Origin of the sequence: Viridibacillus arenosi, from assembly GCF_001955655.1 — a bacterium.
Lineage (GTDB): Bacteria > Bacillota > Bacilli > Bacillales_A > Planococcaceae > Viridibacillus > Viridibacillus arenosi.
Window position 1 is genome coordinate 93,001 of sequence record NZ_MSPW01000008.1, and the last position, 25,799, is coordinate 118,799.

General features: G+C 34.6%; 28 protein-coding genes and 1 pseudogene. 16 read left to right on the plus strand and 13 right to left on the minus strand.

Going from position 1 to position 25,799, the window contains the following annotated elements; genetic code table 11:
• Positions 1 to 212: 212 nt before the first annotated feature.
• The 4 genes from BK137_RS14900 to BK137_RS14915 are packed head-to-tail and all read left to right on the plus strand — an operon-like array spanning position 213 to position 7,288.
• On the plus strand, positions 213 to 4,571 hold the full coding sequence (locus BK137_RS14900; protein ID WP_162148713.1) for a phage tail tape measure protein: 4,359 nt from the start codon (positions 213 to 215) through the stop codon (positions 4,569 to 4,571).
• On the plus strand, positions 4,572 to 5,432 hold the full coding sequence (locus BK137_RS14905) for a phage tail family protein (RefSeq protein ID WP_038185443.1): 861 nt from the start codon (positions 4,572 to 4,574) through the stop codon (positions 5,430 to 5,432). It abuts the gene before it with no gap.
• Between the two features lie 12 nt (positions 5,433 to 5,444).
• A complete protein-coding gene (locus BK137_RS22680) occupies positions 5,445 to 7,061 on the plus strand; it encodes a pyocin knob domain-containing protein (protein WP_051448718.1) in 1,617 nt (538 codons plus the stop codon).
• Entirely contained in the window at positions 7,058 to 7,288 is a 231-nt protein-coding gene (locus BK137_RS14915; protein WP_038185430.1) for a hypothetical protein, read from the plus strand. The genes BK137_RS22680 and BK137_RS14915 overlap by 4 nt, the downstream gene beginning before the upstream one ends.
• Positions 7,289 to 7,350: 62 nt before the next feature.
• Here the strand turns inward: BK137_RS14915 and BK137_RS14920 are convergent, their stop codons facing one another.
• Complete coding sequence (locus BK137_RS14920; RefSeq protein ID WP_038185427.1) at positions 7,351 to 7,983, minus strand: DUF1643 domain-containing protein; 633 nt, start codon at positions 7,981 to 7,983, stop codon at positions 7,351 to 7,353.
• Positions 7,984 to 8,080: 97 nt separating this feature from the next.
• Here BK137_RS14920 and BK137_RS14925 point away from each other — a divergent pair, with 97 nt between their 5' ends.
• From BK137_RS14925 to BK137_RS14955, 7 genes are all read left to right on the plus strand, one after another.
• Positions 8,081 to 9,262: a siphovirus ReqiPepy6 Gp37-like family protein gene (locus BK137_RS14925; RefSeq protein WP_038185424.1), complete on the plus strand. Its 1,182-nt coding sequence runs from the start codon at positions 8,081 to 8,083 to the stop codon at positions 9,260 to 9,262.
• 470 nt (positions 9,263 to 9,732) lie between these two features.
• Entirely contained in the window at positions 9,733 to 9,981 is a 249-nt protein-coding gene (locus BK137_RS14930; protein WP_038185421.1) for a hypothetical protein, read from the plus strand.
• A gap of 100 nt (positions 9,982 to 10,081) precedes the next feature.
• On the plus strand, positions 10,082 to 10,348 hold the full coding sequence (locus tag BK137_RS14935; RefSeq protein WP_038185419.1) for a hemolysin XhlA family protein: 267 nt from the start codon (positions 10,082 to 10,084) through the stop codon (positions 10,346 to 10,348).
• A 12-nt stretch (positions 10,349 to 10,360) separates the two neighbouring features.
• The gene (locus BK137_RS14940) at positions 10,361 to 10,612 is read left to right on the plus strand and encodes a phage holin (protein WP_038185414.1); all 252 of its coding nucleotides are present in this window, start codon (positions 10,361 to 10,363) and stop codon (positions 10,610 to 10,612) included.
• A 1-nt stretch (position 10,613) separates the two neighbouring features.
• Positions 10,614 to 11,429, plus strand: a complete 816-nt coding sequence (locus BK137_RS14945) for an N-acetylmuramoyl-L-alanine amidase (protein WP_051448717.1) — start codon at positions 10,614 to 10,616, stop codon at positions 11,427 to 11,429.
• A gap of 354 nt (positions 11,430 to 11,783) precedes the next feature.
• A complete protein-coding gene (locus BK137_RS14950; protein WP_038185412.1) occupies positions 11,784 to 11,963 on the plus strand; it encodes a hypothetical protein in 180 nt (59 codons plus the stop codon).
• A gap of 7 nt (positions 11,964 to 11,970) precedes the next feature.
• Entirely contained in the window at positions 11,971 to 12,582 is a 612-nt protein-coding gene (locus BK137_RS14955; RefSeq protein WP_038185408.1) for a hypothetical protein, read from the plus strand.
• Positions 12,583 to 12,657: 75 nt separating this feature from the next.
• Here BK137_RS14955 and BK137_RS14960 read toward each other — a convergent pair whose 3' ends face one another.
• Positions 12,658 to 12,891, minus strand: a complete 234-nt coding sequence (locus BK137_RS14960; protein ID WP_051448716.1) for a helix-turn-helix domain-containing protein — start codon at positions 12,889 to 12,891, stop codon at positions 12,658 to 12,660.
• Between the two features lie 175 nt (positions 12,892 to 13,066).
• Complete coding sequence (locus BK137_RS22355) at positions 13,067 to 13,204, minus strand: hypothetical protein (protein WP_164491930.1); 138 nt, start codon at positions 13,202 to 13,204, stop codon at positions 13,067 to 13,069.
• Between the two features lie 156 nt (positions 13,205 to 13,360).
• Here BK137_RS22355 and BK137_RS14965 point away from each other — a divergent pair, with 156 nt between their 5' ends.
• Both BK137_RS14965 and BK137_RS14970 read left to right on the plus strand, forming a co-directional pair.
• Positions 13,361 to 13,549, plus strand: coding sequence for a hypothetical protein (locus tag BK137_RS14965; RefSeq protein ID WP_038185405.1), 189 nt, complete (start codon positions 13,361 to 13,363; stop codon positions 13,547 to 13,549).
• Between the two features lie 56 nt (positions 13,550 to 13,605).
• Positions 13,606 to 13,941, plus strand: a complete 336-nt coding sequence (locus BK137_RS14970; protein ID WP_038185404.1) for a hypothetical protein — start codon at positions 13,606 to 13,608, stop codon at positions 13,939 to 13,941.
• A 156-nt stretch (positions 13,942 to 14,097) separates the two neighbouring features.
• Here BK137_RS14970 and BK137_RS14975 read toward each other — a convergent pair whose 3' ends face one another.
• Positions 14,098 to 14,583 (minus strand): hypothetical protein, encoded by a 486-nt coding sequence (locus BK137_RS14975; RefSeq protein ID WP_038185403.1) that lies wholly within the window; start codon positions 14,581 to 14,583, stop codon positions 14,098 to 14,100.
• Between the two features lie 469 nt (positions 14,584 to 15,052).
• Here BK137_RS14975 and BK137_RS14980 point away from each other — a divergent pair, with 469 nt between their 5' ends.
• Together BK137_RS14980 and BK137_RS14985 are read left to right on the plus strand one after the other, a co-directional pair.
• Positions 15,053 to 15,274 carry a transcriptional regulator gene (locus BK137_RS14980; RefSeq protein WP_038185395.1) on the plus strand — a complete coding sequence of 74 codons (222 nt, stop codon included), beginning with the start codon at positions 15,053 to 15,055 and terminating at the stop codon, positions 15,272 to 15,274.
• Positions 15,271 to 15,672: a YolD-like family protein gene (locus BK137_RS14985; RefSeq protein WP_038185388.1), complete on the plus strand. Its 402-nt coding sequence runs from the start codon at positions 15,271 to 15,273 to the stop codon at positions 15,670 to 15,672. Before BK137_RS14980 ends, BK137_RS14985 begins: the two co-directional genes overlap by 4 nt.
• A gap of 106 nt (positions 15,673 to 15,778) precedes the next feature.
• Here the strand turns inward: BK137_RS14985 and BK137_RS14990 are convergent, their stop codons facing one another.
• The 5 genes and pseudogenes from BK137_RS14990 to BK137_RS15015 form a co-directional block, all read right to left on the minus strand.
• Positions 15,779 to 16,492 carry a hypothetical protein gene (locus BK137_RS14990; RefSeq protein WP_038185385.1) on the minus strand — a complete coding sequence of 238 codons (714 nt, stop codon included), beginning with the start codon at positions 16,490 to 16,492 and terminating at the stop codon, positions 15,779 to 15,781.
• A 523-nt stretch (positions 16,493 to 17,015) separates the two neighbouring features.
• Positions 17,016 to 17,585: a DUF5067 domain-containing protein gene (locus BK137_RS15000; RefSeq protein ID WP_235175737.1), complete on the minus strand. Its 570-nt coding sequence runs from the start codon at positions 17,583 to 17,585 to the stop codon at positions 17,016 to 17,018.
• Between the two features lie 219 nt (positions 17,586 to 17,804).
• Complete coding sequence (locus BK137_RS15005) at positions 17,805 to 18,803, minus strand: DUF2971 domain-containing protein (RefSeq protein ID WP_038185368.1); 999 nt, start codon at positions 18,801 to 18,803, stop codon at positions 17,805 to 17,807.
• A gap of 138 nt (positions 18,804 to 18,941) precedes the next feature.
• A pseudogene (locus BK137_RS15010) lies at positions 18,942 to 19,799 on the minus strand (hypothetical protein); the annotation flags it as partial.
• A gap of 46 nt (positions 19,800 to 19,845) precedes the next feature.
• Positions 19,846 to 21,294, minus strand: coding sequence for a recombinase family protein (locus tag BK137_RS15015; protein ID WP_038185366.1), 1,449 nt, complete (start codon positions 21,292 to 21,294; stop codon positions 19,846 to 19,848).
• A gap of 167 nt (positions 21,295 to 21,461) precedes the next feature.
• Between BK137_RS15015 and BK137_RS22360 the strand changes: the two genes are divergently transcribed.
• Positions 21,462 to 21,614: a hypothetical protein gene (locus BK137_RS22360; protein ID WP_155981187.1), complete on the plus strand. Its 153-nt coding sequence runs from the start codon at positions 21,462 to 21,464 to the stop codon at positions 21,612 to 21,614.
• A gap of 431 nt (positions 21,615 to 22,045) precedes the next feature.
• Here BK137_RS22360 and BK137_RS15020 read toward each other — a convergent pair whose 3' ends face one another.
• From BK137_RS15020 to BK137_RS15040, 4 genes are all read right to left on the minus strand, one after another.
• Entirely contained in the window at positions 22,046 to 22,303 is a 258-nt protein-coding gene (locus BK137_RS15020; protein WP_081730092.1) for a DUF4183 domain-containing protein, read from the minus strand.
• Positions 22,304 to 22,347: 44 nt separating this feature from the next.
• Positions 22,348 to 22,758, minus strand: a complete 411-nt coding sequence (locus tag BK137_RS15025) for a DUF4183 domain-containing protein (RefSeq protein ID WP_038185360.1) — start codon at positions 22,756 to 22,758, stop codon at positions 22,348 to 22,350.
• A gap of 1,021 nt (positions 22,759 to 23,779) precedes the next feature.
• Positions 23,780 to 24,325, minus strand: coding sequence for a BclA C-terminal domain-containing protein (locus tag BK137_RS15035; RefSeq protein WP_038185359.1), 546 nt, complete (start codon positions 24,323 to 24,325; stop codon positions 23,780 to 23,782).
• 811 nt (positions 24,326 to 25,136) lie between these two features.
• Positions 25,137 to 25,739, minus strand: a complete 603-nt coding sequence (locus BK137_RS15040; protein ID WP_038185358.1) for an exosporium glycoprotein BclB-related protein — start codon at positions 25,737 to 25,739, stop codon at positions 25,137 to 25,139.
• Positions 25,740 to 25,799 lie beyond the last annotated feature (60 nt).

Below are 25,799 nucleotides of genomic sequence, written 5' to 3' on the forward strand. Positions count from 1 at the left end.
CGAAAAGAAGAAGAAGTGTGGAAGATGACAATGCGAAAATTGCTCTCTCTATGGGATAGACATTGTGATTTTAATGGTTGGAAAGCCAAAGGAAAAGAACAGGTACCAACAGTTTTTGCAGATCAAGTGAAATGGTAACAAGTCAAATCATGAAAAGTTGGTGAAATAAAATGGCGGATGCAGAGGTTGGTAATCTGAGGGTTAGCCTTTCAATGAATAGTGCAACGTTTGAACGCTCCCTTGCGAGCATTGACAGAAGTATTAAAACATTGGGGCAAGAAATGTCCATCGTTCGAAATAGGGGCCGTGAGTGGGGTACTACTACAGATGGATTACGTACTAAGCAAGAAACTTTAACTCGTTTATTAAGTAGCCAGGAAGTCAAAGTAAGGGCGTTACGAGCAGCTTATGAGAGCAGTAAACAAGCGACTGGTGAAAATTCAGCGGCTACAGAACGGTTAGCAGCTCAACTTAATAGAGCAGTTGCAGAGTATACCAGAACCGAAACTGAAATCAGCGATGTTACTGCAGCTTTGAGGAGGCAAGAAGAGGAATTAAGACGCTCTCAATCTAGTTGGCAACGTGCTGGTGAATCCATGCAAAAAGTTGGAGAGACGATGAAAAGGGTTGGCTCTAGCATGAAATCAATTGGACAATCTATGTCGTTGTATGTAACAGCACCAATTGTGGGATTAGGAGTTGGAGCGGCTAAGGCAGCAATAGAATTTGAATCAGCTTTTGCAGGTGTTCGAAAAACTGTTGACACTTCAGAAGAGGGTTTCAAAAAGTTAGAAAAAGGCATCCGCGAAATGGCTACAACCTTACCGACATCAGCTAAAGATATTGCAGCGGTGGCAGAAAGTGCAGGACAGTTGGGGATTGCTGAAGAAAATATTTTAAGCTTCACTAGAACTGTTGTAGATCTTGGTGAGTCCACTAACATGTCGCGCGAACAAGCAGCGACAGAGTTTGCTAAATTTGCGAATATTACAGGAATGGCACAAAAGGATTTTGATAAGCTGGGTTCAAGTGTTGTTGCAATGGGGAACAATTTTGCTACTACAGAATCTGATATCACCGCTATGGCTATGCGTTTAGCGGGGGCTGGTACACAGGTGGGCATGAGTGAGGCAGACATAATAGGACTTGCTACAGCATTAAGCTCCGTCGGCATCGAGGCAGAAATGGGCGGTTCTGCAATATCTCGCGTAATGGTAAGTATGCAAGTAGCTACTTCTACAGGTTTTACGAAAGTACAAGACTTATCAAAGCAAACTGGTTACTCTCTACGTGATTTACAAATGATGGCCTCTCATAGCGGAAAAGCATTTGGGAATTTGGCAGAAGATTTAGGAATGACCAAGAAAGAACTTACTACTCTTGTTAATGCAGGTGTGGATCTAGAAGGGTTTTCTAAAGTGGCTGGTATGACAGGAGAAGAGTTTAAGAAAGCTTTCGAAAAAGATGCCATCGGTGCCATCGGTGCTTTTATTAATGGATTGGGAAATGCAGAAGATAAAGGCGATACTGCTATTAATATGTTGCAGGAAATGGGCATAAATAGTGTTCTTTTACGTGACAGTTTACTACGAGCAGGTGGAGCAAGTGAACTTTTCGGAGATGCTGTTAAATTATCGAATGAAGCCTGGGAAGAAAATACGGCGCTAACTAAGGAAGCTGAACAGCGTTACAAAACAACTGAATCACAATTAAAAATGTTAAAAAACAAGTTTACTGAAATAGGAATCTCTATGAAAAACGTATTGATTCCACCGTTATTAAAGATTGCAGATGTATTAGGTCCAATAGCTGAGAAATTTAGTAATCTTTCGGATGGAGCAAAAACCGTCATAGTAGTAATCGCTGGAATGGTAGCCGCAATAGGACCAGTGTTAGTTGTAGTCGGAATGCTAGTAAGTTCGATTGGTAGTATTCTAACAGCGTTAGCTCCAGTAGCGCTAGCGATTGGTGAGGCAGGAGGGTTAATGACAGTTCTCGGAACAGCTATGACGGGAATTGTAGCACCAATAGGTGTTGCCATATTAGCTATCGGGAGTATGGCAGCTGTTTTTGTAGGACTATACAAAAATCATGAGGGATTTAGAAATGTCGTTGATTCAACCTGGTCAGCTATCAAAGATGCAATCTCATCAACAATGAGTGGAATTGTTTCATTTGTACAAAGTATGGGTGATCAGCTATCAACTTTTTGGTCAGAGAATCAAGAAAGTATTAAGGAAGCTGCATCTAATGTGTGGTCAGCAATTTCAACTGTAATTGACGTGGCATTAAAAGTGATATCAGGCGTTATGAGTGTCGTGTGGCCAATTATTAAAGCGTTAGTAGTTTCTACCTGGGAAGCTATAAAAAATGTAATAGAGGGCGTTACGAAAGTTATTACAGGTATTATAAAAACTTTTAGTAGTCTTCTAACTGGCGATTGGAAAGGTGTATGGGAAGGTATCAAACAGATACTTTCTGGTGCATTAGAAGCCGTTTGGGGAGCTATCAATTTATATTTTGTTGGTAAATTGCTAGGTCCATTAAAATCATTTGGTCCAGCAGCTAAAAGTTTGGTAACTAGCGCTTGGAACGGTATTAAAGGTATTATAACCGGAGTTTTAGATGTATTGAAAAGTTCAATTACAGGGTCTTTCAATCTTTATAAAACATCTATCTCAACTATTTTAAATGCAACTAAGACGGTTATCTCAAGTATTTGGAACGGAATTAAAACAATTGTAACCACTGTTATGGGTGGAATAAAAAATACCGTTACTTCCTCCTGGAATGGAATTAAGAGCAATACTTCCACTATCTTAAATGGAATTAAAAATATAATTACTAACATATTTAATATGTTTAAATCAATTGTGAGCAAAGCAATGGACGGTGTTGCAACAGCAGTAGATGTTGGGTGGGGTAAGGCTGCATCATTCCTCCACAGTATTAATTTGGTTTCTGTTGGTAAACACATCATACAAGGTCTTATTAATGGTATTGGTTCGATGATGGATGCAGTTAAAGATAAAGTAAAGTCTGTTGCTACAGGTGTTACAAGTACCATTAAGAAAGCCTTGGATATTCGTTCACCTTCGCGTGTTACCACTAAATTAGGTGAGCATACAGGCCAAGGATTTGTTAATGGAATTAGTAAAAAAGAAAAAGCGGCACAAACAGCAGCAAACAAATTAGCAGCATCAGCTAAAAAAGAATTCAACACAAAAATGTCGAACCTCTCACTTAAATTTAAAGCCGAGAAAATCGACATTACTGAGTATGTAAAATCTTTAGAAGCCATGAAAACACAGTATGCTAACGTTCCGAATGCTGTAGCTAAAATCAATGCTCAAATTGTTTCTTTAAATAAAAAACATGCAAAAGAAGTATTCGACGTTGCTAAATCTTCTATTGAAGATAAAGTGAAAATGAATGAAATGTCATTAACACAAGAATTAGCAGCATGGGAAAAATTACAGAAGAACTATAAAAAAGGTTCTGATGAACGAAAGCAAATTGATCAAAATATTTATGAGACTAAAAAACAAATACACAATCAATTAACATCGCTTAATGATGAATATGTAACTAAAGTTAATGATGCGAATGAAAGATTAGCAGCATCAGAAAAAGCTTTAAAAGATGAATATAAAAAATCTGTAGCAGAACGAACTGCATCGCTTATTAGCTTCGCAGGCATTTTCGATGAGGTTGCACAATCATCTGATATAACTGGGCAAAAGCTTCTTGAGAACTTGCAAGGTCAAGTTGCTGTATTCGAAACTTGGTCTAAAAATATTCAATTGTTGGCGAAAAAGGGAATCGACAAAGGACTACTTGAAGAATTACGTCAAATGGGTCCTAAAGCTGCACCAGAGATTGCCGCACTAACAACTCTGACTGACCAGGAATTAACTCAATACGCAAAACTGTGGAAGGATAAGAATGTACTAGCTAGAACGCAAGCTGAAAGCGAATTAGCACAGATGAATAAAGATACGAAAAAGAAAATCAAGGAATTAACTGCTGAGACTAAGAAGGAACTGGATGAGTACAAAAAGGAATGGGCTTCTAAAATCAAGGAGATTCGAACTGGTACAACGGATGAATTTGTAACAATGAAAACTTCTATGAAATCCATCGGTAAGGATACCATCAAAGGTCTAATGGCTGGTATGGAGGATATGGAGAAACCTTTACAAAAGAAAGCTCAATCAATTGCTGATTCAATTTCTAAAACGATTGCTAGTGCTTTAAAAATCAAATCACCTTCACGTGTCATGATGGGCCTTGGTAAGTGGATTCCCGCAGGACTTGCAGAAGGTATGGAGCAAAACATGAGTGCTATTACAAATGCTGCTCAAAAGATGGCAAATGCGACTATGCCTAATATTAATCCTGGTGGTTATTCTAGTGGGTTTGGAGGTAGTTCGGTAAGTAACATAGACAATACAAGAAGCTATCAACCAGTAGTTAATAATAATTTCTATGCACCAGTTGCTTCACCTTCAGAACTGGCAAGAAAAAGTATACAAGCCCAAAGACAACTAGCCATGGAATGGGGTGTGTAAATGGCTGAGAAAATTACATTTATTAATAGTCGTGGACAATCGTTGGAGCTGAAAAATTCGGCTCCTTTTATTTTATCTTCTGTGGATGGCAAAGGGGATGTTCATGCAAACATACAGCTATCAAAAGCGCCTTATCAAGACGGGAGTACTCATATCGATTCGGTATTTGATGAACGCCTGTTGTCTTTACAGATAGCAATAATGGGGAATACAAACGATTTGCTTTTAGAAAGAAGACAATATGTAGCTTCTGTATTTAATTCAAAATTGGGTGCAGGAAAACTAATCTATGAAAATGGTAATACCAAAAGGGAAATAAAAGCAGTACCCGATGGTGTACCTGTATTTCCAACTGGCACGGATAACAAGGGGATTAATTTTCAAAAGGGGTTAGTCAATCTTATATGTCCGTCACCATTTTGGTTGGATATCATGACCGAAAATATTAAACTTGAGGATTTTGTTGCACACTTCAGATTTTCTTTCCATTTCCCAGTACGCTTTGCTAGTCGTGGAGATTCGAGAATATTGATCAATAAAGGGGATGTACCCACACCGATCATCGTGGAATTTCGTGGAGCTGCTGTTAACCCAAAGATTACGAATCTTAGCACAGGTGAATTTATACGCGTTAACCGTACTATTCCAGAGGGGTATAAATTAATTTTAGAAACAACTTTCGGAAATAAGAAAGTAGAGATTGTAGCACCAGATGGAGTTAGTCAAAACGGATTTCCTTGGATTGACCCAGATTCAGATTTTTTTAGTTTGGATATGGGTGAAAATAAATTCAGTTTCATAACAGACAGCGGTCGTCCAGAGGTTTACGTTTCATACAAGAATAGATATTTAAGTGTTTAAGGAGGTATATGTATGGCAGAAAAATTCAGCTTTTTTGACCCCGTAGAAGATGAGAGTGGAGTATTTGATAGGGAGTATAATGCACAGGAATTTACGGACTATTTTGCAACGCTCGTTACCACAGGCGTTATGAAAGGTGCAGGTAATCAATTAAGCGTTAGTACAGATGGTTCAAGTATGATAACAAAATTGAATACTGGCGTGGCATTTGTAGAAGGTCGTTATTATGCGAATGACAGTCTATTAAGTCATACTCATGATACTGAAACAGTTGGTAAAAATCGTATTGATCGCATTGTAATCAGAATGGATTTGAGTACCGAAGCACGACACGTAAAATCATTTGTTAAAAAGGGTGTGGCTAGCGCATCGCCTGTTGCTCCAACGCTTACTCAAACAGCAAATGTATACGAAATATCTGTTGCGCAAGTAAAGGTTGTTGGTGGGCAGACATTTATATCAGCTAATAATGTGACTGATGAGCGGGGAACTGTTGTTATTTGTCCATGGACAGGTAGTAGAATATTGCCAAATTTCGACGATGATGCTCTCCAAGAGTTAGTAGATAATCAATTGACAGATGGATCATATGCGAAAAAATATTCAGGTAATTTAGATGAATTATTAAAAACTGGCTTCTATGCTTGCGATAGTGTGGATACTACATCCCTCCCTATCCAAAATTCTTCATCTGGTAGACCATGGATTGTTCAAGTGATTTCAGATAGTGATACTAAAGGTGCTAAACAAATAGCATCTCAAGCAATCTCTGGAGATGAAATGTACCATAGAACAAGGTCAATAACAGGAGCATGGTTTCCTTGGAAATTATTAGTTGTACCGTTAAATAATACACTAACGAGTACCAGTACAACCGAAGCCGCAACAGCAAACGCCGTGAAAACAGTAAATGATAAATTACAGTATTTTAATGCAAATGCATACACTGTATGTATAGGTAAAAATGCTACTGGTAATCTCTCTTTTGGTCCTGGAGCAAATAGTACTGGATCAGAGGGTTCTGAATTTGCAATAGGGTATGAAGCCATGGCTCAAGGGTGGGGTGCTGCAGCAATCGGAGGATTTGCTAGATCAGGAAATCAGAACCAGGGAGTGCTAGGAGTGTCTAAAAGTTCCGGGTACGGACAAAAAACCTGGATAGTACCAGGTGACTTATCAGTAAGCGGGACAAAAAACTTTGAGATACCGCATCCACACCCAGACAAAAAGTATACCCATGTTATTAGACATGGAGCGGTGGAATCACCAACAACAGGAGATACACTTTATCGTTACGAAATTGAAGCAACTGAAGATGGTCAAGTTGTAGAAGTACAATTGCCCGATTACTTTGAACAACTTAATACAAATGTAGATATCTGGGTAAACCCTCATTTACACTTTGGCAGGGCGTTCGGAATAGTGGAAGGAGATATTCTAAGGGTAACTTGTGAAAGAGTAGGAACATATAAAGCCTTAGTCATCGGGACACGTAATGATGAAAACGTACTGGATTGGTATGTTAGAGGTGTTGAACGTGAGATAGGCGAATCATGGCTTGGTGAAACATCTACTTTTGAAGTGGATGAGCTAACAGAAGTAACAGAATTCGAGGAGGTATATCAATGAATATCACATTAAAGGAATCGAAAATCCAGTTTAAAAATCCAGTTATTGGGCAACCAACAAGAGCTGTGGAAGAGCATTATTATGCTAGACGTATTGTGGCTATTGTAGATGGAGTAGCACGTCAATTCCGATTTATGGCGAACGAATTGCCATTTGTTGCTGATGAAGGAGAAATGATTGCTGCGATTGAAACCCAGCTTAATAAGGAACAAACTAACGCTGAATAGGCGTATTTTTTATGTCTATTTTGGAGGAATCGGATAGGGGAGTATCCTCCCCTTAAATCCTTCTATTTCAATATAATCGAACCATTTTTGATGAAGCATTTATGATGATTACTAGCTTTATATTTACTATTTGGGTTTGGGTGTCTTGGATACTTTCCATCGATTAATATATTTTTTGATTGAGTTGTTTCAAAGACAAAAATATCATTCTTATAAAACTTTTCAATCATTGTCAATATTTTAGCTGATTGAATATCATAGTAATTTATTTTATCAACTTTATCTCCGCTGCATTGCCCATATCCAAGAAACAAATGAGTTGTTGTGGCAAGTGACTTTTCTATCACCTTCCGATTGGCAAGCATTGCTCTGTTATATTCTAAGTGTGTTAAAGTGTGAATTAATGGATAGATTTTTGATGAATTTGGTTCATAAAAAGGATATAGGTTAAAAAACCTAATGTGATGTACTTCAGGAACATTATTATAAATGTATTCCGTAACGTAGTTAATTGTTGGATCTGAGTCATCATTATCAGCAGCACTGGGGTTCATAAGAATACAAGAAGCTATACCTCTCTTTTTTAGGGGAATTCTTAAAGAAGTTCTAATTTCAACTTTGCTGTTTAGAGGTTTAATATATGCTTTAATTTTCTCAGTGTTTACTAAATTTTGATCATAACTTCTTATAGCCAAAGTATCACCTGCTTTTTCGTTTATAAAACAATTATATTAAACAGGAGAAATAATTCAATAGTACTAAATTATTTTTCTTGAGAAATGAGGTAAACTCATGAAACCAATCCGAATTCTATCTGAATCAATCGACATTCTAGCCGAAATCGACAACTACGAATCTATGTTTTTCATCCGTAGATGGCATACAATTGGTGAAATTGAATTAAGAATGAATCGCTATAAAAAAGATGCAGATAAATTACAACGTGGAAACCTTATTTTAGTCGGAAACGATTTGAATAAGGTTTTTTTGATTAAGCATAGGGAAATTGAGCTTGACCAAAGCGGTAAAATCACAGAAAACTGGCTTATTAAAGGGTGGTCTTTGAAGTCTGTTATTGCTCAAAGGATTACTGTCCCACCTCCACATACTGGTTATGATAATAAACAAAGCAATGCTGAAACAGTAATGAAGCACTATGTTAATCAGAACACTGTAAATCCTGTGGACGGTAAACGGAGAATGCCACAATTAGTTATTGCGCCTAACTTAAATCGTGGTCCATCAGTTTCTTGGTCATCTCGCTATAAGAATTTAGCTGAAGAAGAGGCAGCTATCTCATTAGCAACAGGTTTAGGATGGGATGTTTCTTTGGACATCCACAGCAAGAAATTTGTGTTTGATGTTATGGAAGGTAGAAATTTAATAGCTGGTCAAAGTATCTTACCACCAGTTATTTTCAGTCCACAGTTTGAATCACTGAAATCATTACATTATACAGAAAGCGAACTTAACTATAAGAATATCGCTTATGTTGCAGGACAAGGTGAGGGAGTAGATAGGCGTGTAATTGAGCTTGGTTCAGATGTAGGTTTAAACCGTCATGAAGTATTTATCGATGCGAGGGACATTCCAGAAGAAGATGATGTGGAGGTCACTGACCCAGAAGGTAACAAGACCACCGAAAAAGTACCACGACCAGAATCGGAAATCATAGCTGATTTAACAGATCGTGGACAGCAACAGATGCAGGAGTTTTTGCAAGAACATTATCTTGAAGGACAGATACTAACCAACAGCTCATTTAAGTATGGAATAGATTATGATTTAGGCGATATCGTTACCAATCAGAATAAAGAATGGGAAGTGACGATGGATGCTAGGATTACTGAAGTTAAGGAAGTTTATGAGCCTGCAGGATTCCAACTTGAAGGTACGTTTGGGAATAATCGACCTACTTTGATTAAGAAGATTAAGCAGGAGTTGAGTCAAATTAGTGGAGAAGTTAGGAGGTAGACATCTCAATAATCGACTGGTAAATGAAGAGAAGAACGTAAAAAAATATTTTTTGAATTTATATAACATTTATTGTTAAATCGCGTATTATCTTACGAGCGGAAATCTAGCTCTAAAAAATTTTGCGGGAGATGAAGTAATACAAAATGAAGATTATGCGAAAAATCTATAATGGCCCTAATGGGAAAATTCAAGTAATAAGAACAATAAGAAATGGAGTTAAAACGAAATATATTTCAAGGGTAGGAAAAAAATCGACGAAATACAGACTTATGAATGTGTTATATATTAAGCAAAGGAAGTAAAGGTTGAATTTTTAGGCTGACGAGAGTTGGCCTTTTTTTAAAAGGCATCTACATACTGGGTGCGTTTTTATTATGAAGTTATTTTTATTGTTAAAAAGCACAGAAACTTATTAAAGGTAAACTATTCTTCTTTGTCGAAATTTAGTAGATAGAGAGGATGATGATATGAAAGGCATAGTAGAATTTGCAAATGCTAAAAAAGGTTTTGTTGCTGTTATGACAGAAAACCATGAATATTCTATAGTTGAAATTGTTGACTTTTATTTTCCTGAATTAGGAGTAACTTTGTATGGTGAGTTAGAAAGTTTAGGTGGAGGAAGATTGAAATGCCTAAATGATGGAGTAGAATTTGATGTGTTTATTCAAGATATCCACTCCGGTTTGAATAACGCTAAAAGAATGTTATTTTCATAAATTTAAATACTATATTCAGCACATCTAACCAGGTGTGCTTTTTCTATGCCTTCCACAATCACTGTGGAGGGTTTTATTATGCAGAAAAAGAGGTGGCTTTATGGGCGAAGAGTTAGTACGTAATATTTATGAACGGTTGGGTGGGATTGAAGCAAAGTTAGACGGCATTAATCAAATTAGAAATATAGCCAATCGAGCTGATGAAAAGGCTGACAAAGCTGATGATAAAGCTGAGGAGGCATTACAAAGCACTAAGAGTGCTCACAAGCGTCTAGATAAAATAGATAAGATTGTATGGTGGGTAGGCACTACAGTAATTGGTGCAGTGATAGTGGCTTTAGTAGCTTTGGTAATTAAAACACAATAGGAGGTCATCTACATGACAACAGAAAAATTAAAACAATACATCGCACTATTCGGAGGACTGCTATCAGCGGTCCTTTTATTTTTGGGCTCTTTAGGAGTGGATTTATGGTGGTTTAACGACAACACAATAGACACTTTTATTAATGTATTGATAACAGCAGTGCCCTTTATTTTGGTTGTTTACGGTGTCTACAAAAACAGCTATATCGTAACGAAACAGGCGAAAGAACAAGAAGAATTATTGAAACAGAAAGGGTTGAAATAATATGGCGAAAAAATATGTTATTTCAAGTGGTCATTCCTTAAAAGTTCGAGGTGCTGCAGATATTCTTGACGAGGTTAATGAAGCTCGTAAGGTGGTCAATCGAGTTCATGCTATCTTAACAACGACATACAATGGTGAAGGTTCGCTATTCAATGACAACACATCTACTACTCAACAACAGAATTTGAACACCATTGTTAATCAACATAATTGCAAAGAGCGTGATTTAGATATTAGTGTTCATTTCAATGCTGCATCTAAAACGAATGATCCGCGCGGTGTAGAATGCCTGTATTACGATGCAAAAGCATTATCTACCAAAGTAAGTGCTGCTATTAGTGAAGCATCTGGATTAAAGGACAGAGGAGCAAAAGAAAGAAAAGAGTTATATTTTTTAAACGCAACTAATAAACCGGCCATTCTAATAGAAGTTTGCTTCGTAGATTCTAAAGCAGATGCGAAAATCTATAATGATAACGATAAGTTTGAAGAAATCTGCCAGGCTATCGCTTCAGTAATTGCAAACGAACTTGGGTACAAAAAGAAAGAGATAACAACCATTTCAAAACCTTCTAAACCAGCAAGTATAACATTAACTGCAAAAACATATTACAAGTCAGGAACTGGATTATATCGCATTAAGAAACCGTGTTACCTTTATAAGACTGTGAAGTTTGATAAAGATCAACGAGATAAACCAATCAGTGTAGGTGTGGCAGTAACGGCAAAAGATATTGTGAAGTACGGAAATGCTTACAGATTAAAAACTCCAAACGGATATGTCACAGCAGATAAAGAATTTGTTGAAAAAGTATAGTTAGTGAGCAGATTCCAGTTGGAATTTACCTCACCTGTAAAACTTGATCTCGGATGCTCTCAAGCAATGTTTCCTTTATTTAATAAATTCAAACTTTACCGATGAAATAATTAGAGTGTTGGTGAAAATTTGATGTTTTTCATATAAAAACATCATGATTTATTATTAATTAGCACATAATGAACTAAAACCCTTGCAAAAGGGGGGTGAAAGTTGTTTAATTGTGGTATAGAGTTATAAGTTCGAAATCAGACTGCTAGATTATATAGACATTAATTCGATTTGTCAAATGAAATGTATTTAATGTGTATATTTTGTCTGTGTGAGCATAAAATAAAACTAGGGGTGATGGTAATGGCGACGAAAAGCTTTCTTACCGATTTTAAATTCACAGCTAAATCAGGCAAAAAAATCATTAATGCAATTGAAAATTCGAGAACGAGTGAACACGTTATCTCTCAAAGAGTAGATTTAGTAAGAAATACAAATAAAATAAATAACATGATGGATTCGTTTTTCGGAGCTCGTCGGTGAATAATTCTTGTCTTTAGAAATTCTACAGTTGCAAGACGTTTTGAAAGTAGGTAGAAGTGAGGGGGAGGTTCGACAACTCCTCCTCTCTTTTTGTTCACGCCCATGTAAAGACCCGGAAGTGGTTCATGATGTTCAAGATTTCTTGCATAACAAATCCATTAATTTTGAACAGATGGATATTGCTCGTACATATTTAGTTTTTTCTACATATAAAAGTGTACCCGTATTAGTTGGGTACTATTCTCTTTCGAATAAGCCATTAGTAATTAGTAAAAAGAATTTTTCAAAATTCAGTCAATCACTAAAAAGGAAACTAATGGGTATCGGTCATAAAACAGAGAGCGACAATTATGAGATAAAAGGTTATCTATTAGGACAACTAGGTAAAAACTATTCTGAAGAAGCTCTTGCTACTAAAGCGTTATGTGGTGCTGATTTATTGAAAATGTCTACAGATTCAATGACGGTAGCTTATAAGGCAACTGGCGGAAGGATATTCTATTTAGAGTGTGAAGATGAGCCTAAATTGAAAAAATTTTATCAAGAACACGGATTTCGCGAAATAGAAGAATATAAATCTGAAAACGATCTATGTATCTTTATTCGTAGAATTGATTAAGCACCTACTTTGGTGCTTTTTTATTTGAATAAAAAAGGAGGGCAAGTGAGCCCTCAAAATTAAAACTCTAAAATGTTATTTTAAAGGTTCAGGACCATACCACTTCTCCATAGCTGTGGTTGAAATTATCCATTCTCCACGTTTAGCATCAGGAAGTTTAAAATACTTAATTAAACCTTTTTCTTTCATTTGTTCTAATTCGTTAGTCATTTTATTAGTACGACTTTTAAGTCGTTCTTGCATTGTAGATGTAGGGATTCCCCACCGAAAGGCAGCTTCAGTAGGGGACATATAATTGTTAATATCCATCACTTTTCCTCTTTCTGTTTTTGTAATTCATCCCGTTCTTGGATTAGTTTCTTTTTTTGATTGTCATAGTACCGACCTCTTAATTTAAAAATCAGTATTGCAATCCAAATAATGACTAATAACGTAATTAAAATTTTCATATCCATTGTGGTATACTTAGAAACGAGCGAGGGGTTTAACCCCCTCTTCTCATTTTTCTTATTTCTAGCTCTAGCTTTACTTTTTCTAACTTCTTAATCTCGGAGTCCAACCAAGCCTTTCGAAGTTTGATGATTGTAAATGCTAGGGCTATAATTGCTGCTAAGTATTCCACTTGTTCACCTCCTTTCTATATATTAATTATAACATGTTATAACGTGTTGTTCAATACTTTTTTGCATATAAATTACTATATTTCCAATTATTTTTAATTTCAACAAAGGTAATAGTTAACCATTGTGGAATTAAATCTAAAAGGAGAGGTGATAAAATGTTTACGCCAGTAGATAAAAGGTATAAAGTATTGGTGATATACCTATATGGTCGTGAAATAGAATTTGAAACGGATATGGATGTAATTCAAGTACAAGAGCAGGGGAATGAGTACATAGAATTAGAAGGCGGAAGACATATTGATTTAACAAATATAGAACGAATTATAGTTGCAACCGACGGTTAATTACAGAAGAAAATTACTCGCAGCCTTAATATAATAAAGTAAACGAGGGAAAAAGTATGGAACGATGCTCTCTATGTAAAATAGAAAAACTTGAAGATGATTTTTATATGTATGCTATTTACAATATGACTGATGGTAGAGTTCAAAAAAGTTATAAATGTAAAAATTGTAGTGATATCTCATACGGTGATAAATGGTATCCAATCGTAGGTTATGATCAAAAATGTGAAATTAGTAATAGTGGCTTTGTTAGAGAGTTAAGAGAAAATAGATTTTTTGATATTACATACGTACAGAACGCTAGTACACGTTATGTATATTTAACTAAAGATGGTAAGAACATGAGGAAAAATATTGGTTCGTTAATGAAAAGGTTTTGTACGGAAAGATGAAAAATACGAAACTATTGATTTAAGGAAGAAGTTCGAAATGTCCATGGTGGTTGGAATTATCTATTCACCACGCTTTTCTATCGAATTATAACAGCAATAGAATAATACATAGACAAAAGAGCAACGGTCATAATAGACTATTGCTCTTTTTATCATTTATTTATCTTGCCAACTTTTAATAACGAATGTATTTACTTTTTCTTTCAAAGTCGTCAAGGGCTCTTTAACTTCATCAATTACAAAAGAGAGTAGTGAAGCCCAGCCAACATCAGTGTCAAAATCTCTTCTTATATAATCAATTATTTTCTTTAGTTCTAAAATCTGATAATCATTTAAATTATCTTCTAAATATTTTTTTATGTATGTATCAACGAATGTAACATCGTGTAAAGCTTCAAAAGTTAATAATGCTGCAACACGTGCTGGTCTAACATCTAAGCCATATGCAATTGTGTTAATAGCTGTAAAAGTTTGTTCTGTCACTCTTGTCTTTATTCTACTGTAGCTTAAACCCGTAGGGGAATGCCCAACATGGTTATCTTTGTGTCCAACATACAATACATTATCTATTCGAACATCACGTACAAAATGAGGTGCCAATCCATTTAATATTCGTTTACTTCTTAAGGCGTAAATAATCATTTCTTCCACCAAATTCTTGATAGGTGTATTAGTTATAAAAGCCAAACGGTAAATTGATTCTTTTAACTCTCCGTGGACTGTTATTTTTACGTCACGTTTCTTGTCTGACCTAACACTTCTTTCGCCTATTTTATCCTCTCTCCCTTTACTAAAAGTGATTTTAAGGTTGGGACTACGCCTCGATGCCCCAGGTCCTTTATGCAATTTATGAAATACAAATGTATAGTATGCAGTGTAATGGGCAATTCTGTTTTTGAAGGTTGGTGTATTTAATGACTAAAAAAACTAAAGACCAAATTGCAAAAGAGATCATTGAACATGGTAAAAAGTATGGGTTTGTAACTGAAAAGAAAAAGCCAAAACCGAACAATAAAAAATAAGCCAGGTAACCGATTATTCGGCACCTGGTTATTTTTTACTTGTAATAAGAACAAGCGTTCTGTATGGTATTCAAAAAGGAGTGAACATCATGAAGGAACAACTGTTAAAAGCTATGCAACGCAATCAGGTCATCGATTTAATGTATATGTCGAAAGGTGGAGAGATAACTAAAAGGCGTGTGAAAATCATTAAGATGACATCAGATGCATTTCAAGCTTACTGTTTTGTTAAACAAGCAAAGCGTACTTTTATCATAGATAGTGTTCTTGCGGCTGTTCCGGTTATTCAAAGGGAGCGTGAAGTTATATGATGAGTAAAGAGGAATTTGCAGAGCGACGGTATCAAGTCTTTGAATCAGCAAAATTAAAAGATAGAGCTAATAAATGGGCTATGGCAATGATGATGACCGAACATGTTGACCTAATAAAAAAAGAAATAGAGCAACAAAAGTTTATCGAAAAACCTATGCTAGAGGTCTGGGAATTACAAGGTATTCAAGAGGATTTGGAAACATCGATACAAACAAAATGCGATGCTGATATTAAGATTTGGAAAGATGGCCAATTTGAAGTGTACCGTGGGGGTATAAATAAAATAAATGAAAATACAAGGCAGATTTATTATAGTGATCCATTCGGTAAATCCTGCGGACCAATTAATTTAGATAGTATCGTGGATATAGAGCCAGTTGAATATATAGAATTTTAAAGAGCGATAGCCGATTATTGGCCATCACTCTTTTTTTGTTCTGGAACATATTCGATTAAGTCTGATAACGAGCAGATAAGTTCACTAATAAAAGGTTGTATGATTTTTAGAAATGGTATTTTTGAGTAAATGAATCATTAAATTTCGTACCGATTGCTTGTCCTTTAATATTTACACCAACCAAAAAGTACCCTTGGATTTTGATTTCTACGCCTTTCTTACTATCATAAAAATTGTGGGTTGGTTTAGTGCTCTCTACCCATGTGCTAAAAGAAATACCGTTACTATTAGAAACTATTTGCTTAATTTTATCGAATTTCTTTGAAGAACCAGAACCAGTGTATGTGTATGTAAAGTCAATTAGCATTTCAGGAGGCAGAATTTGGTTTTTTATTGGATTCCAAGAACCTACCATCCATTTACTTGTAGATGACCCATTCTTAGTAGTGGCAGCTGCTCTAGCTACTCTGCTCGCAAATAAATCAGGTACCATTATATCTTCTATATTATCCACATCTATAGATTCTTCTCTATATTTTTCAAAAGCAGCAACAACGTTTTTAAATTCTTCAACAGAATTAAAATTAATTGTAGGTGTACCTTCTGGTAATTCAGCTGCATCAATTATTTCTACAGAATTTGTTTGATCTGTCACTAATTTAAGTTCTTCTTCGATATTGATTTTTGGTGATTTAGTGTCATTTGTATCTACATTTTCTATTGCAGTACCGCTTACTTCATCTTCTGCTGATGATTCTAAATTGAATAAAGAAAATAATAGAGCAAAAGATAATGTTGATAATATTAACTTTTTAATCATAATTTACACCTCTTGATATATTTTTACTATTTTAGTATAATAATATTATATTATACTAAAATATACCTTTTCTAAAAAAATAATTAAAGAGGGTAATCATGAAATTGAAAGAGACAAAAATATTGCTTTTACTTAGTTTTATAACAACTTGTATTATTTCTATAATACCTAGCATAGGTATTAGATACGAGGGGGATTATCGCTTTTATGGTTTTCCTGCTGATATTTTTGGACTGTATGGCAATGGATCATATAGTCTTGCAATACTAGGCCTCATTTTTGATTTAATATTTTTTTATGTAATTTTTCTATTGTTAAGTAAGCTATTTAGTAAACTATCAAGTCAACTTAAAAACCATAAATAATTTATTAAAAACTCTAAGGGCATTTTTAGTTATATTTATTTCTTAGCACTTGATTAAAATTCGATAGGTAGTCTATATACAAGATTTAGGAATATGAGGTATTTATCAATTATAATAAAAATAGCCACTCGTAATGAGTGGCCAAGGTTCAATCTTTATTATTTTACTTTATATTCTTGTCGTCCTAATTCTTCGCCGCCTATACCTTGATTTGCTACTAATGTGACAGGTGTTTTTAAATCATCAAGCTCGTATGCAATGGCATTTTCTACAGTACCGTTCTTTTTAATTGTTTCTAACTGCGTATCTAAAAATCTATCGTCTGGAAGGCTTCCTACCTCTATTTTATTAATAGAGTTTGGATTATTGTCTTGAATCGCGGTAAACACAACTGACCACGCTGTTGTCGGGTCAATATCTTTATCACTTAAGTTTGTTGTATTGTACCAGATTGCTATTACTGGCTTATCTCCATATTCGTTACCTTTTTCACCTACTGGGATTACCTTAGTTTTAGTAATATTTATTTTTAAATCCACTAATTTAGCTTCGTTATCTTTAAAATAAACATCATCATTATTTTTTTTAGCTTTTTCTGTATCTGTTTTATCCGAAGATACAGCTGTTTGAGCATTTTCTTTTGTAGCTTCTTCCTTTGTGCTATCTTCTCCACACGCAGCCAACAATATCATAGTAGCCATTGGAGCTAGTAACCATTTCTTTTTCAATTAAAAAACCCTCATTTCTATAAATGTGTATATTTAACTATACAGGAAAATGTAACTATTGTGGAGGGCGAATTAAAAGACCGCCCATTATAGAGTGGTCTTTTAATATGTCTTTTATATGTGGAGGTGTCATTTCTCCGATGAATATCTTCTTTGATTATTTTGAAAAATACTCTATTAATATATATTGTTGATATGCATGTCTAAGCTATATAGATTTTATAAGGGATTATAGAGTACTTTTTCCTCAAGGTTGAATTTACTTGGATCTAAAATCTTTTGATAGACTGGAGTGTGTATTTGTTTAGCAATTTGAATAATTTTTTCTTTATTCTCTTCACTAGCTCGCGCTCCTATATACAATTTCTTAGGTGTAGGCATAGATAGAGAGCGCCTTTCTTTATCTTTTAGAGAAATACCTGGTCCCCAGGGGAAAATTAATCTCCACTCTTGTTCGTATTGCCATTGCTTAGACTTAGAAATAGTCGGATATATGCCGAATAAATTATTGTGATTTTTTATATCAGCTAAGGTTTCTAAATAATATATAGTAGCATCAAATAAATCATCTACATAAATTACAGGCTCGAGCATCCTACATCTAACATGTTTAGGACCAAGTAATTTAAAATCATATTCGATACAAAAACCTGTATGATTTTCTGCATAATGGCTCCATAATAGAATATTATTGTTAACTTCACTAAAACATATAATTAAATTACCTGTATTAGCACTAGTCCTTAACTTATCTATCATTCTTTCGTATTCACTTTCTATACTTTTATCAATTATGCTAGCTAATTCTTTAGCTGTATAAGGCTGATTTTGTATATCAGGATGATGGGCTAGTCCAATTTCAAAAAATTTTAAAGAAGGATTAACATTAGAGAGTATCTCCATTTTTTCTTCTTGTGTAAAAGTAATGCTTAACTTGCTAAATGAAGTTAAATATGTTTCAAAATTTCTTTTGAACTGTTCTGATTTGAAAGTATCAATAGATATAGTCAACCTTGCATCATATGGATCATTAAACTCGCTAGGGTATGATTGCCATTCAACCTCATTAATTAAATTTTCAATATTATTATCATTAAAAGCTCTATATCTAAAAAAAGAAGAAGGCATATTTTTATATTTATAGAGTTGAGCCTCTTCAATTTTTAAATCAGAAGCTTTAATCGGAAAAGCAAGTTTTACATATTCATCTTTCCACATAGGCAAATCTCCTTCATTTATTAAACAATTAAATTAATTAATTTCTTTATATTTACTATATAGTAAAATGCAGGTTTTTGTACATAGTAAAAACCGACAACAACAATTAATTGTCGGTTACATTTATTCTAGAAAAAATCACATGTCTTTTATATGTGTTAGTGTTCCGCCACCGATCCAGATTGCTGTAATCTGTCCGAGCGCAGTTAAAGTATCGGCGCCACTTCCAATTGCATTGCCAAACAAGCTTCCGACGGAACCTGCTAATGAAATACCTGAGAATCCTGAACCATCTAATCCAGTAATTGCGCCAACGACTGATAAAGTAACGGCTGCAATTTCCTTCGTTAAAGGAACTACGGAAGCTAATCCAACACCTAAATCATTAACAATACCGTGAGAGGCATTCGGTAAAAAGTCACCGATGATTTTTGTGAAACCCGAATCACCTAGATAGAAGAAGGCAGCAATAGGAATAACAGGTCCAAATACTTTAAAACCAAATTGGAAGCCATGTATTAGATAGCTTGTAGTCTTTTCAAGTCCTTGTTTTTTGTGGGCTACAACGGATAGAATGAGTAAAATAAAGACGGCAGTACCGCCGATTAATGCTGTCGCATCCCCACCTTGCAACTTTAAAATGGACATTGCTACGACATCTGCTAAGAAAGCAATTGGAATGATAATTGCAAAGAACTGCTTTTGTCTAAGAGTGAGCAATTTTTCATCTTTTTCCTGTTCTTCATTTGAATCGTTTGTTCCAGTTAATTCGATTGTACCGCGCTTCATATCACGTTTTAATAATATAAACGCAGTAATAGTCGTAACAAGACCCATTACAATGACGAGTGGAATACTTGCGGAAATGACATCTCCGACTGGTAACCCAGCTGCATCAGCAGTAAGCTTAGGAGCACCTTGAATGACAAAATCACTTGATAAAGCAATACCATGACCAAATAAGTTCATCGCCATCGCTACACCTAGTGTGACTAAAAGAACCTTTTAAATGAAATGTAATATTTAAGAGGTTCTTTATGTATCATCGTAATTTAACTTCTTTAATATCCACGGAAGGAGAATTTCCTCTGCCACGTCTATAATCACTTGGAACATCCACTACTATTTCCTCAAAAAGTATATTGATAAAGTTCTTTTTATCGTTATCACTAGCTCTATCCCACATTGCAGAAATGTTTTTTGCTTGTTCGATTATTTGCGATGTATCTTTTACATTTTTTTTAGACGAAAGATTTTTCACTTGTTCTATTAATAGGTTTTCTTCTTTAAGTACTTGTGACATCATCTCAGAATAGTCTTTATGGGTCATTATCCCATCGCCAAGAGCTAGCATCCAATTTTTCTTTCTTTTTTTGATTATATTGAGTTGTTTTTCAATTTCAGCAATTATTAAATCATTATTTTGTACTGAGACTGATTCTTCCAGATTAGGTACTATTGAATTAATGAAACTTTCTGGATTATCAGTAGATAATCCTTTAAGAAATTCACTAATAAGTGCTTTTTCGGTGAATATTGGCAAATCACATGTTCCCTTATTTTTTTTCCCGATACAAATGTAGTGTTTTGTACCTCTTTCTTTTTTAAATTGTCCAGACAAAGCTGAACCACATCTAGCACATCGTAAAACACCACTAAATGGGTAAGGTGAGGTTGCTTTTTTTCCTTCTTTTGTATTAGCTATTCTTCGGTTTTGTGCTTCATCATAGGTTTCTTCCCTTATAATCGCTGGTATGTGTTCACTTTTAATAATAATTGTTTCGATTCTATTCGAATTATGTCCCCATCTTACTTTTCCACAATATACGGGGTTTTCAAGCATTCTAGAAATCGTTCGAATATCCTTATCAATATTAAGTTGTTGTAAATATTTTGCGATTGAGCGTAAGCCTTTACCATCATTATAAAGTCGGAATATTTCTTTTACTAAAATGGCTTCTTCCTCGTGTATTTCCAATTTTGAATTTATACTCTTATACCCAAAAGGAGCTTTTGCACCATTTCTTTCTCCAACTTCCGCTTTTTTCCCCATATTTAATAATACACGTTCAGATATTGTTTCGCGTTCCCATTCAGCCATTGCAGCCACAAGAGTCAAAAAGAATCTTCCTAACGCCGAAGTGGTATCAAATACTTCAGTAACACTCTTTATCATAACTCCATTTTCTTCAAATGTTTTGAGAAGTGTATGAAGACTACTAACTGATCTAACTAGGCGATCGAGTTTATAGAAGACTACTACATCAAATTTCCCCATTTTAGCATCTTCGATTAATTTTTGCATAGCAGGACGATTTAAATCTTTGGCACTATATCCATCATCGATATATGTGTCAACTAAATCCCAGTTTCCTTGGGATTCTATAAATTTTCTTATTTTTTCTTGCTGAGAGGTTAAACTGTATCCTTCTACCGCTTGTTCATCAGTAGAAACTCGTTCATATTCTACTGTTCTTAAATTATTTTCCATTAAAAAATTCACCTCAGAAAAAAATTATAAAAGGTATTCGAATAGCCGGAACTTGAAGCTATTATTTTTCAAATCCAGTTTTGGTTAACAATCACAACATCAGGGACCTTTTAACAATCCATTACATAAAATAAAATGGTACATTTCGAAAAGTGGGGGGGAGAAAAATGGAGATAGTAGTTCCAGCAGAAAAGCTTGCTGCTGCGGTGAATAAATACCTCTTACCAGCAACAATTAGATATTTAGCACAAGAACAAGAAGAATCCGAAGAAGTTACAATATCTAAGAAAACCGAGTTTACACAAATACAAGAGTGTTAAAATCAGAATGTTTTATAATACGATTATATAATGATTAAAATGCATGCTCTTTTGGATTATTATCAGAGTTTAATATAACAAAATCGTGGCACGGTAATAAAAGTAAAAGTGATGTGAAATGATGTATGAAATCCAATTAAATACAATTAAACAGACTTGATTTGAAGTGATCAAAGTCTGTTTTTTTATGTATCTTTTTATTAGGGTGAAAAGCTAAATTATTATTATTGAAATTTAAATAACTAGCGTAATATAGATGAAATGTTTACATATAATCCCTGGAAAATCTTCATTTAGTAGGAGTATAATAAACTGCTCAAATAGGCTTGGAGGGTCACTTGGGTAAAAGTGACCTTAAGCATTAAAAATAGAAGAAAGGCTAGAAAGCTTACACAATTAAAACTTATGATTTGGTTGTTAATTATTAATCACTAAGTTTGTGTAACTAATTCTACAGCTTTTACTACCAATGGAGTTCCTGCTGTAATTGTGCCAGTAACACCGTTAAAAGTTAACTCTGTAGTAGAAACAGTATACGAATCGCCTACCTGTAGTACACCATTTATATAAAAATTATAGTAACCATTTGTTACTACCGGAAAAGCAGTAGCTGCATTCTCGCTATCATCTAGAAAGGCAGTTGCAAGAACTGTAGTACCGTCAGCAACTGTTAAATTTGCTGCTAACACATTAAAAAATCTTGTGGAAGACCATTAGTTTAGAAGATTTTATATCACATTTGTTGGAATCCCAATGATTCTATAATGATGGGAGTTCCAGCAAAAATTGTTCCATTAAATGGGTTAATGATAAGTGGATCTGGGGTTACTTTATACGCACCGCCCTCTTGCATCACAGCATTGATGTAAAGATTGACATATCCATTGGGATTAAAAAGTTTGAATTCTGTTAATGGATTGTTATTATCATCTGTAAATAAATTTGCAGGAATGGTTGCTCCGTTTGTTAAATCAATATCTTCTGTAACAATAAAGAAATATCTATTTATTATTGGAATAATAGTTCCTTCAGGGATAACAACTGGAGGAGGTTGAATAGAACCTATATCAATGGCTTTAATACGGGGCCAAAGAACTTGGTTATTTTCACAGCAACTGTCACAAATCAATTTTTCTGGATCCATTTTTTTGTCACCTTCATTCCGTAATATTTTAGTTTTCCGTAAGTTATAGGCGTTTGTTACTTATAAATTAAGAAAGCTGTTCATTCACTAATATTCTATGAATTAATGTCGGAAGGTGATTGGGAGTACAGAGGAGATAGTGCTGAACATTTTGAGAAAAAAAGACATTAAAAAGCCACTCTATCGGAAGTGACCAATTATATAATTTATATTTTGAGTTGTAAAAAGTTTGTATAGTTCATATCCTTTGGAAATGAAAAAAGAGCAATTAAAACATCGCTCTAAAAAACTCATAAAATCTCATGTTCATTGGAATAACCCAGATAATGAATCCTAAAAGTACAACAGGTATCAAAAGAATTTTAAATATTTTAGGTGAAAAAGAGTCTTTATGAATTTTAAAACGTAGATTCTTACACATATTACAATAAAAACTATTAATAAATTCATCAAAGGTAAAAAATAAAACAAACTTGTTCCATTTAATAACCATGAAAATATGTCCATAACAATACCTCGAAATTTTATTAATGGAACAGTTAAAAATCCCCAGCATTATACTGGAGAACGGTTTGTCAGTTTTAAAAAATATTATTTTTCTGGATAGTCCACATGCATTGGCGGTGGAACTAACAAACCTTTAGTTTTACTAAGACGTAACAATTTTGTTTTTGCTCATTTTATTTAAAGATAAGAATTTGAAGAAATGTACTTAACCTAACGGGTGCTTTAGTATGAAGATCATTGAGCTGTTCAGACAGCACTTTTTTCTTATTCAACTAAATGGGCAGTTTAGTTGAATAAGTGGAAGGTTATTTTAAACAGGACCAAAGTTGAATTTTAAATTTCATCAATATATTGAATGAATATCTGAAAGACTTTGTTCAGGGAGGGTGAATAAATCTGAAAAGAAAAGAGGAGAGGAGTAATTCCTGCGCTTAAGGATTATCACTCCTAACTAATGGAGAATCTATTCTTTTGAAGTTTTGAAATGAAGAAAATCATACCGAGTATTTTATCTCTAGATAATTGGACTTAACAATTTAAGTACAATAGAAGCATTTACGTTTATTTGTGTGCCTCCTGCCAAAGTCTGCAGAGTAACTGCTGCAGCAGAAGAATGATTTCTAAGTGTAAGACTACTGCCGGATGCTAAAGAAATTATTGCCTGACCAGTGTTTTGTTGAGTGCCAGCCCCTGAACCATAGGTTGTTCCCGTAACCGGTGCGCCATTTAAAAATAGTGTGAATTGGTTAGGCTCAACACCTGATACGACGTAATTAATCTCGTAGATTCCCGGTGTGGTAACAATAATTTGAGAGGTTCCTGGAACGTGGGTAATTCCAGGTGTAACTATGCCTGTTGAATCAAAAATAATATCAGCATCTATAGCTACAACCTCAGCACCTAGATTATATATATATCCGTATTCACATAAACCACTACATGTTGTTGTTATTGGTATAGGAGACACGCCAGGAATTCCACAGAGTTCAACAGCTCTGAAAGGGCCTATTTGTCTTCCACATAAGCAGGATTGTTTATTGCAGTTATTACAGTTATCCATTTTTTCACCCCCATTTGTAATATATTATTCATTCAAAAAATGGAGAGAAGGGCAATTGGCTAACAATCTTACTATTAATTAAATCGTTCATTTTTGATGTTATATTTATAAAGATAGGGGGTTACATGATTAAACATTTAAATAAATGTAAAGTTACTGCACACTTTGAGGAAACTAATAAATAAGGTAATCTATTACTACTTATTATGAATAACCAAGAATTTGTGAAGAATCATACTTAAACTAACGGGTGCTTTAGTGAAATAAGGAGAACAAAAATAATCAAACTTTATTATAAAAATCTCATACTAACTTAAAAAGGATAAACTCCATTTTTATCAATCATTTTTCAAAATGGAGTTTGTTTAAATTAGCTATTAAATAAAATACATTTTTTAATCAATCCTTATTCTAAAGCTATATCGATAGATTGGAATAAGGATCGATAACTACTTTATCATCTTATTTCAAATCAAGCATTATTCAATAATAGAAAGGCTTAGGAGATATTCCTAAGCCTTTGTTGGGGGCAATGAAAGAAATGTTATAAAACTAGCATTGGTTTTCTATGTATTCAAAAAGATTCCTTTCTGTAGCCCTATATACTTGGCACGGAAAGCATCATCTCGCTCATATTCAAATTGCTTTGGCGAAATTATAACTATTTATTTTAGAGAGAAAAGCAGGCGATTTCCCGATTTTGGGGAAATCGCCTACTTTACTTATTACTTTTGTTTGCAAGTAATTATCGTATTTTACAAAGATAATAATCCTGTATGGTAGGTTTAATCTAACTTACGAACATCATCTTTTATTCAACATTAATTCCTGCACTTGCATTACCAAGAATAGTAGTAGCAAACCCTGAGGTAGTAACCGAGAACACCATTAATAAACGATCACCAGCAGCTACTGGCACTGGTGCAACGTTTGCGGTACCAGATGTAATAGTGCCTATTGCGATTGTTGTGAGTGGTGTTAAATTGACAAATGCTGGTGTAGGGTTGAAAACATTAGTTCCAGCAACCGCGCGGTAAATTTGTGCTCTGACTTGTGCTGTTCCTGTAACGGTTGCAGTAGCTGTTGCAGACAAGGATGCAGATATAGCTGTAATACTACCATCAAGTGGAACTGAAAAGGCTTCCGTTCCAGTAACAGCTGTTAAGTCTATATTAGTCCCAGCAAGAGATATTGCTGAAATAGCCGAGCCAAATCCTACCATACTTGTTGTACTGACTAAGCCACTAGCAAGTGATACTAAAGAAACAGGAACACCCCCTGAGGAAAATGGGTACATAGTGCCTTTTCTTGGTGCTGGTGTAGTAATACATGCAGCGTCAACAGCTATAAAAGGACCAAGTGAAGTACAATTATTATTATTTGCGTTGCCGCACATTGAATTATTCATACACATTTTTACACCCCCTTTCTCCTTTATTCTATTCCGTTAAGATTAGGGGGAAAGGGCAGTTTC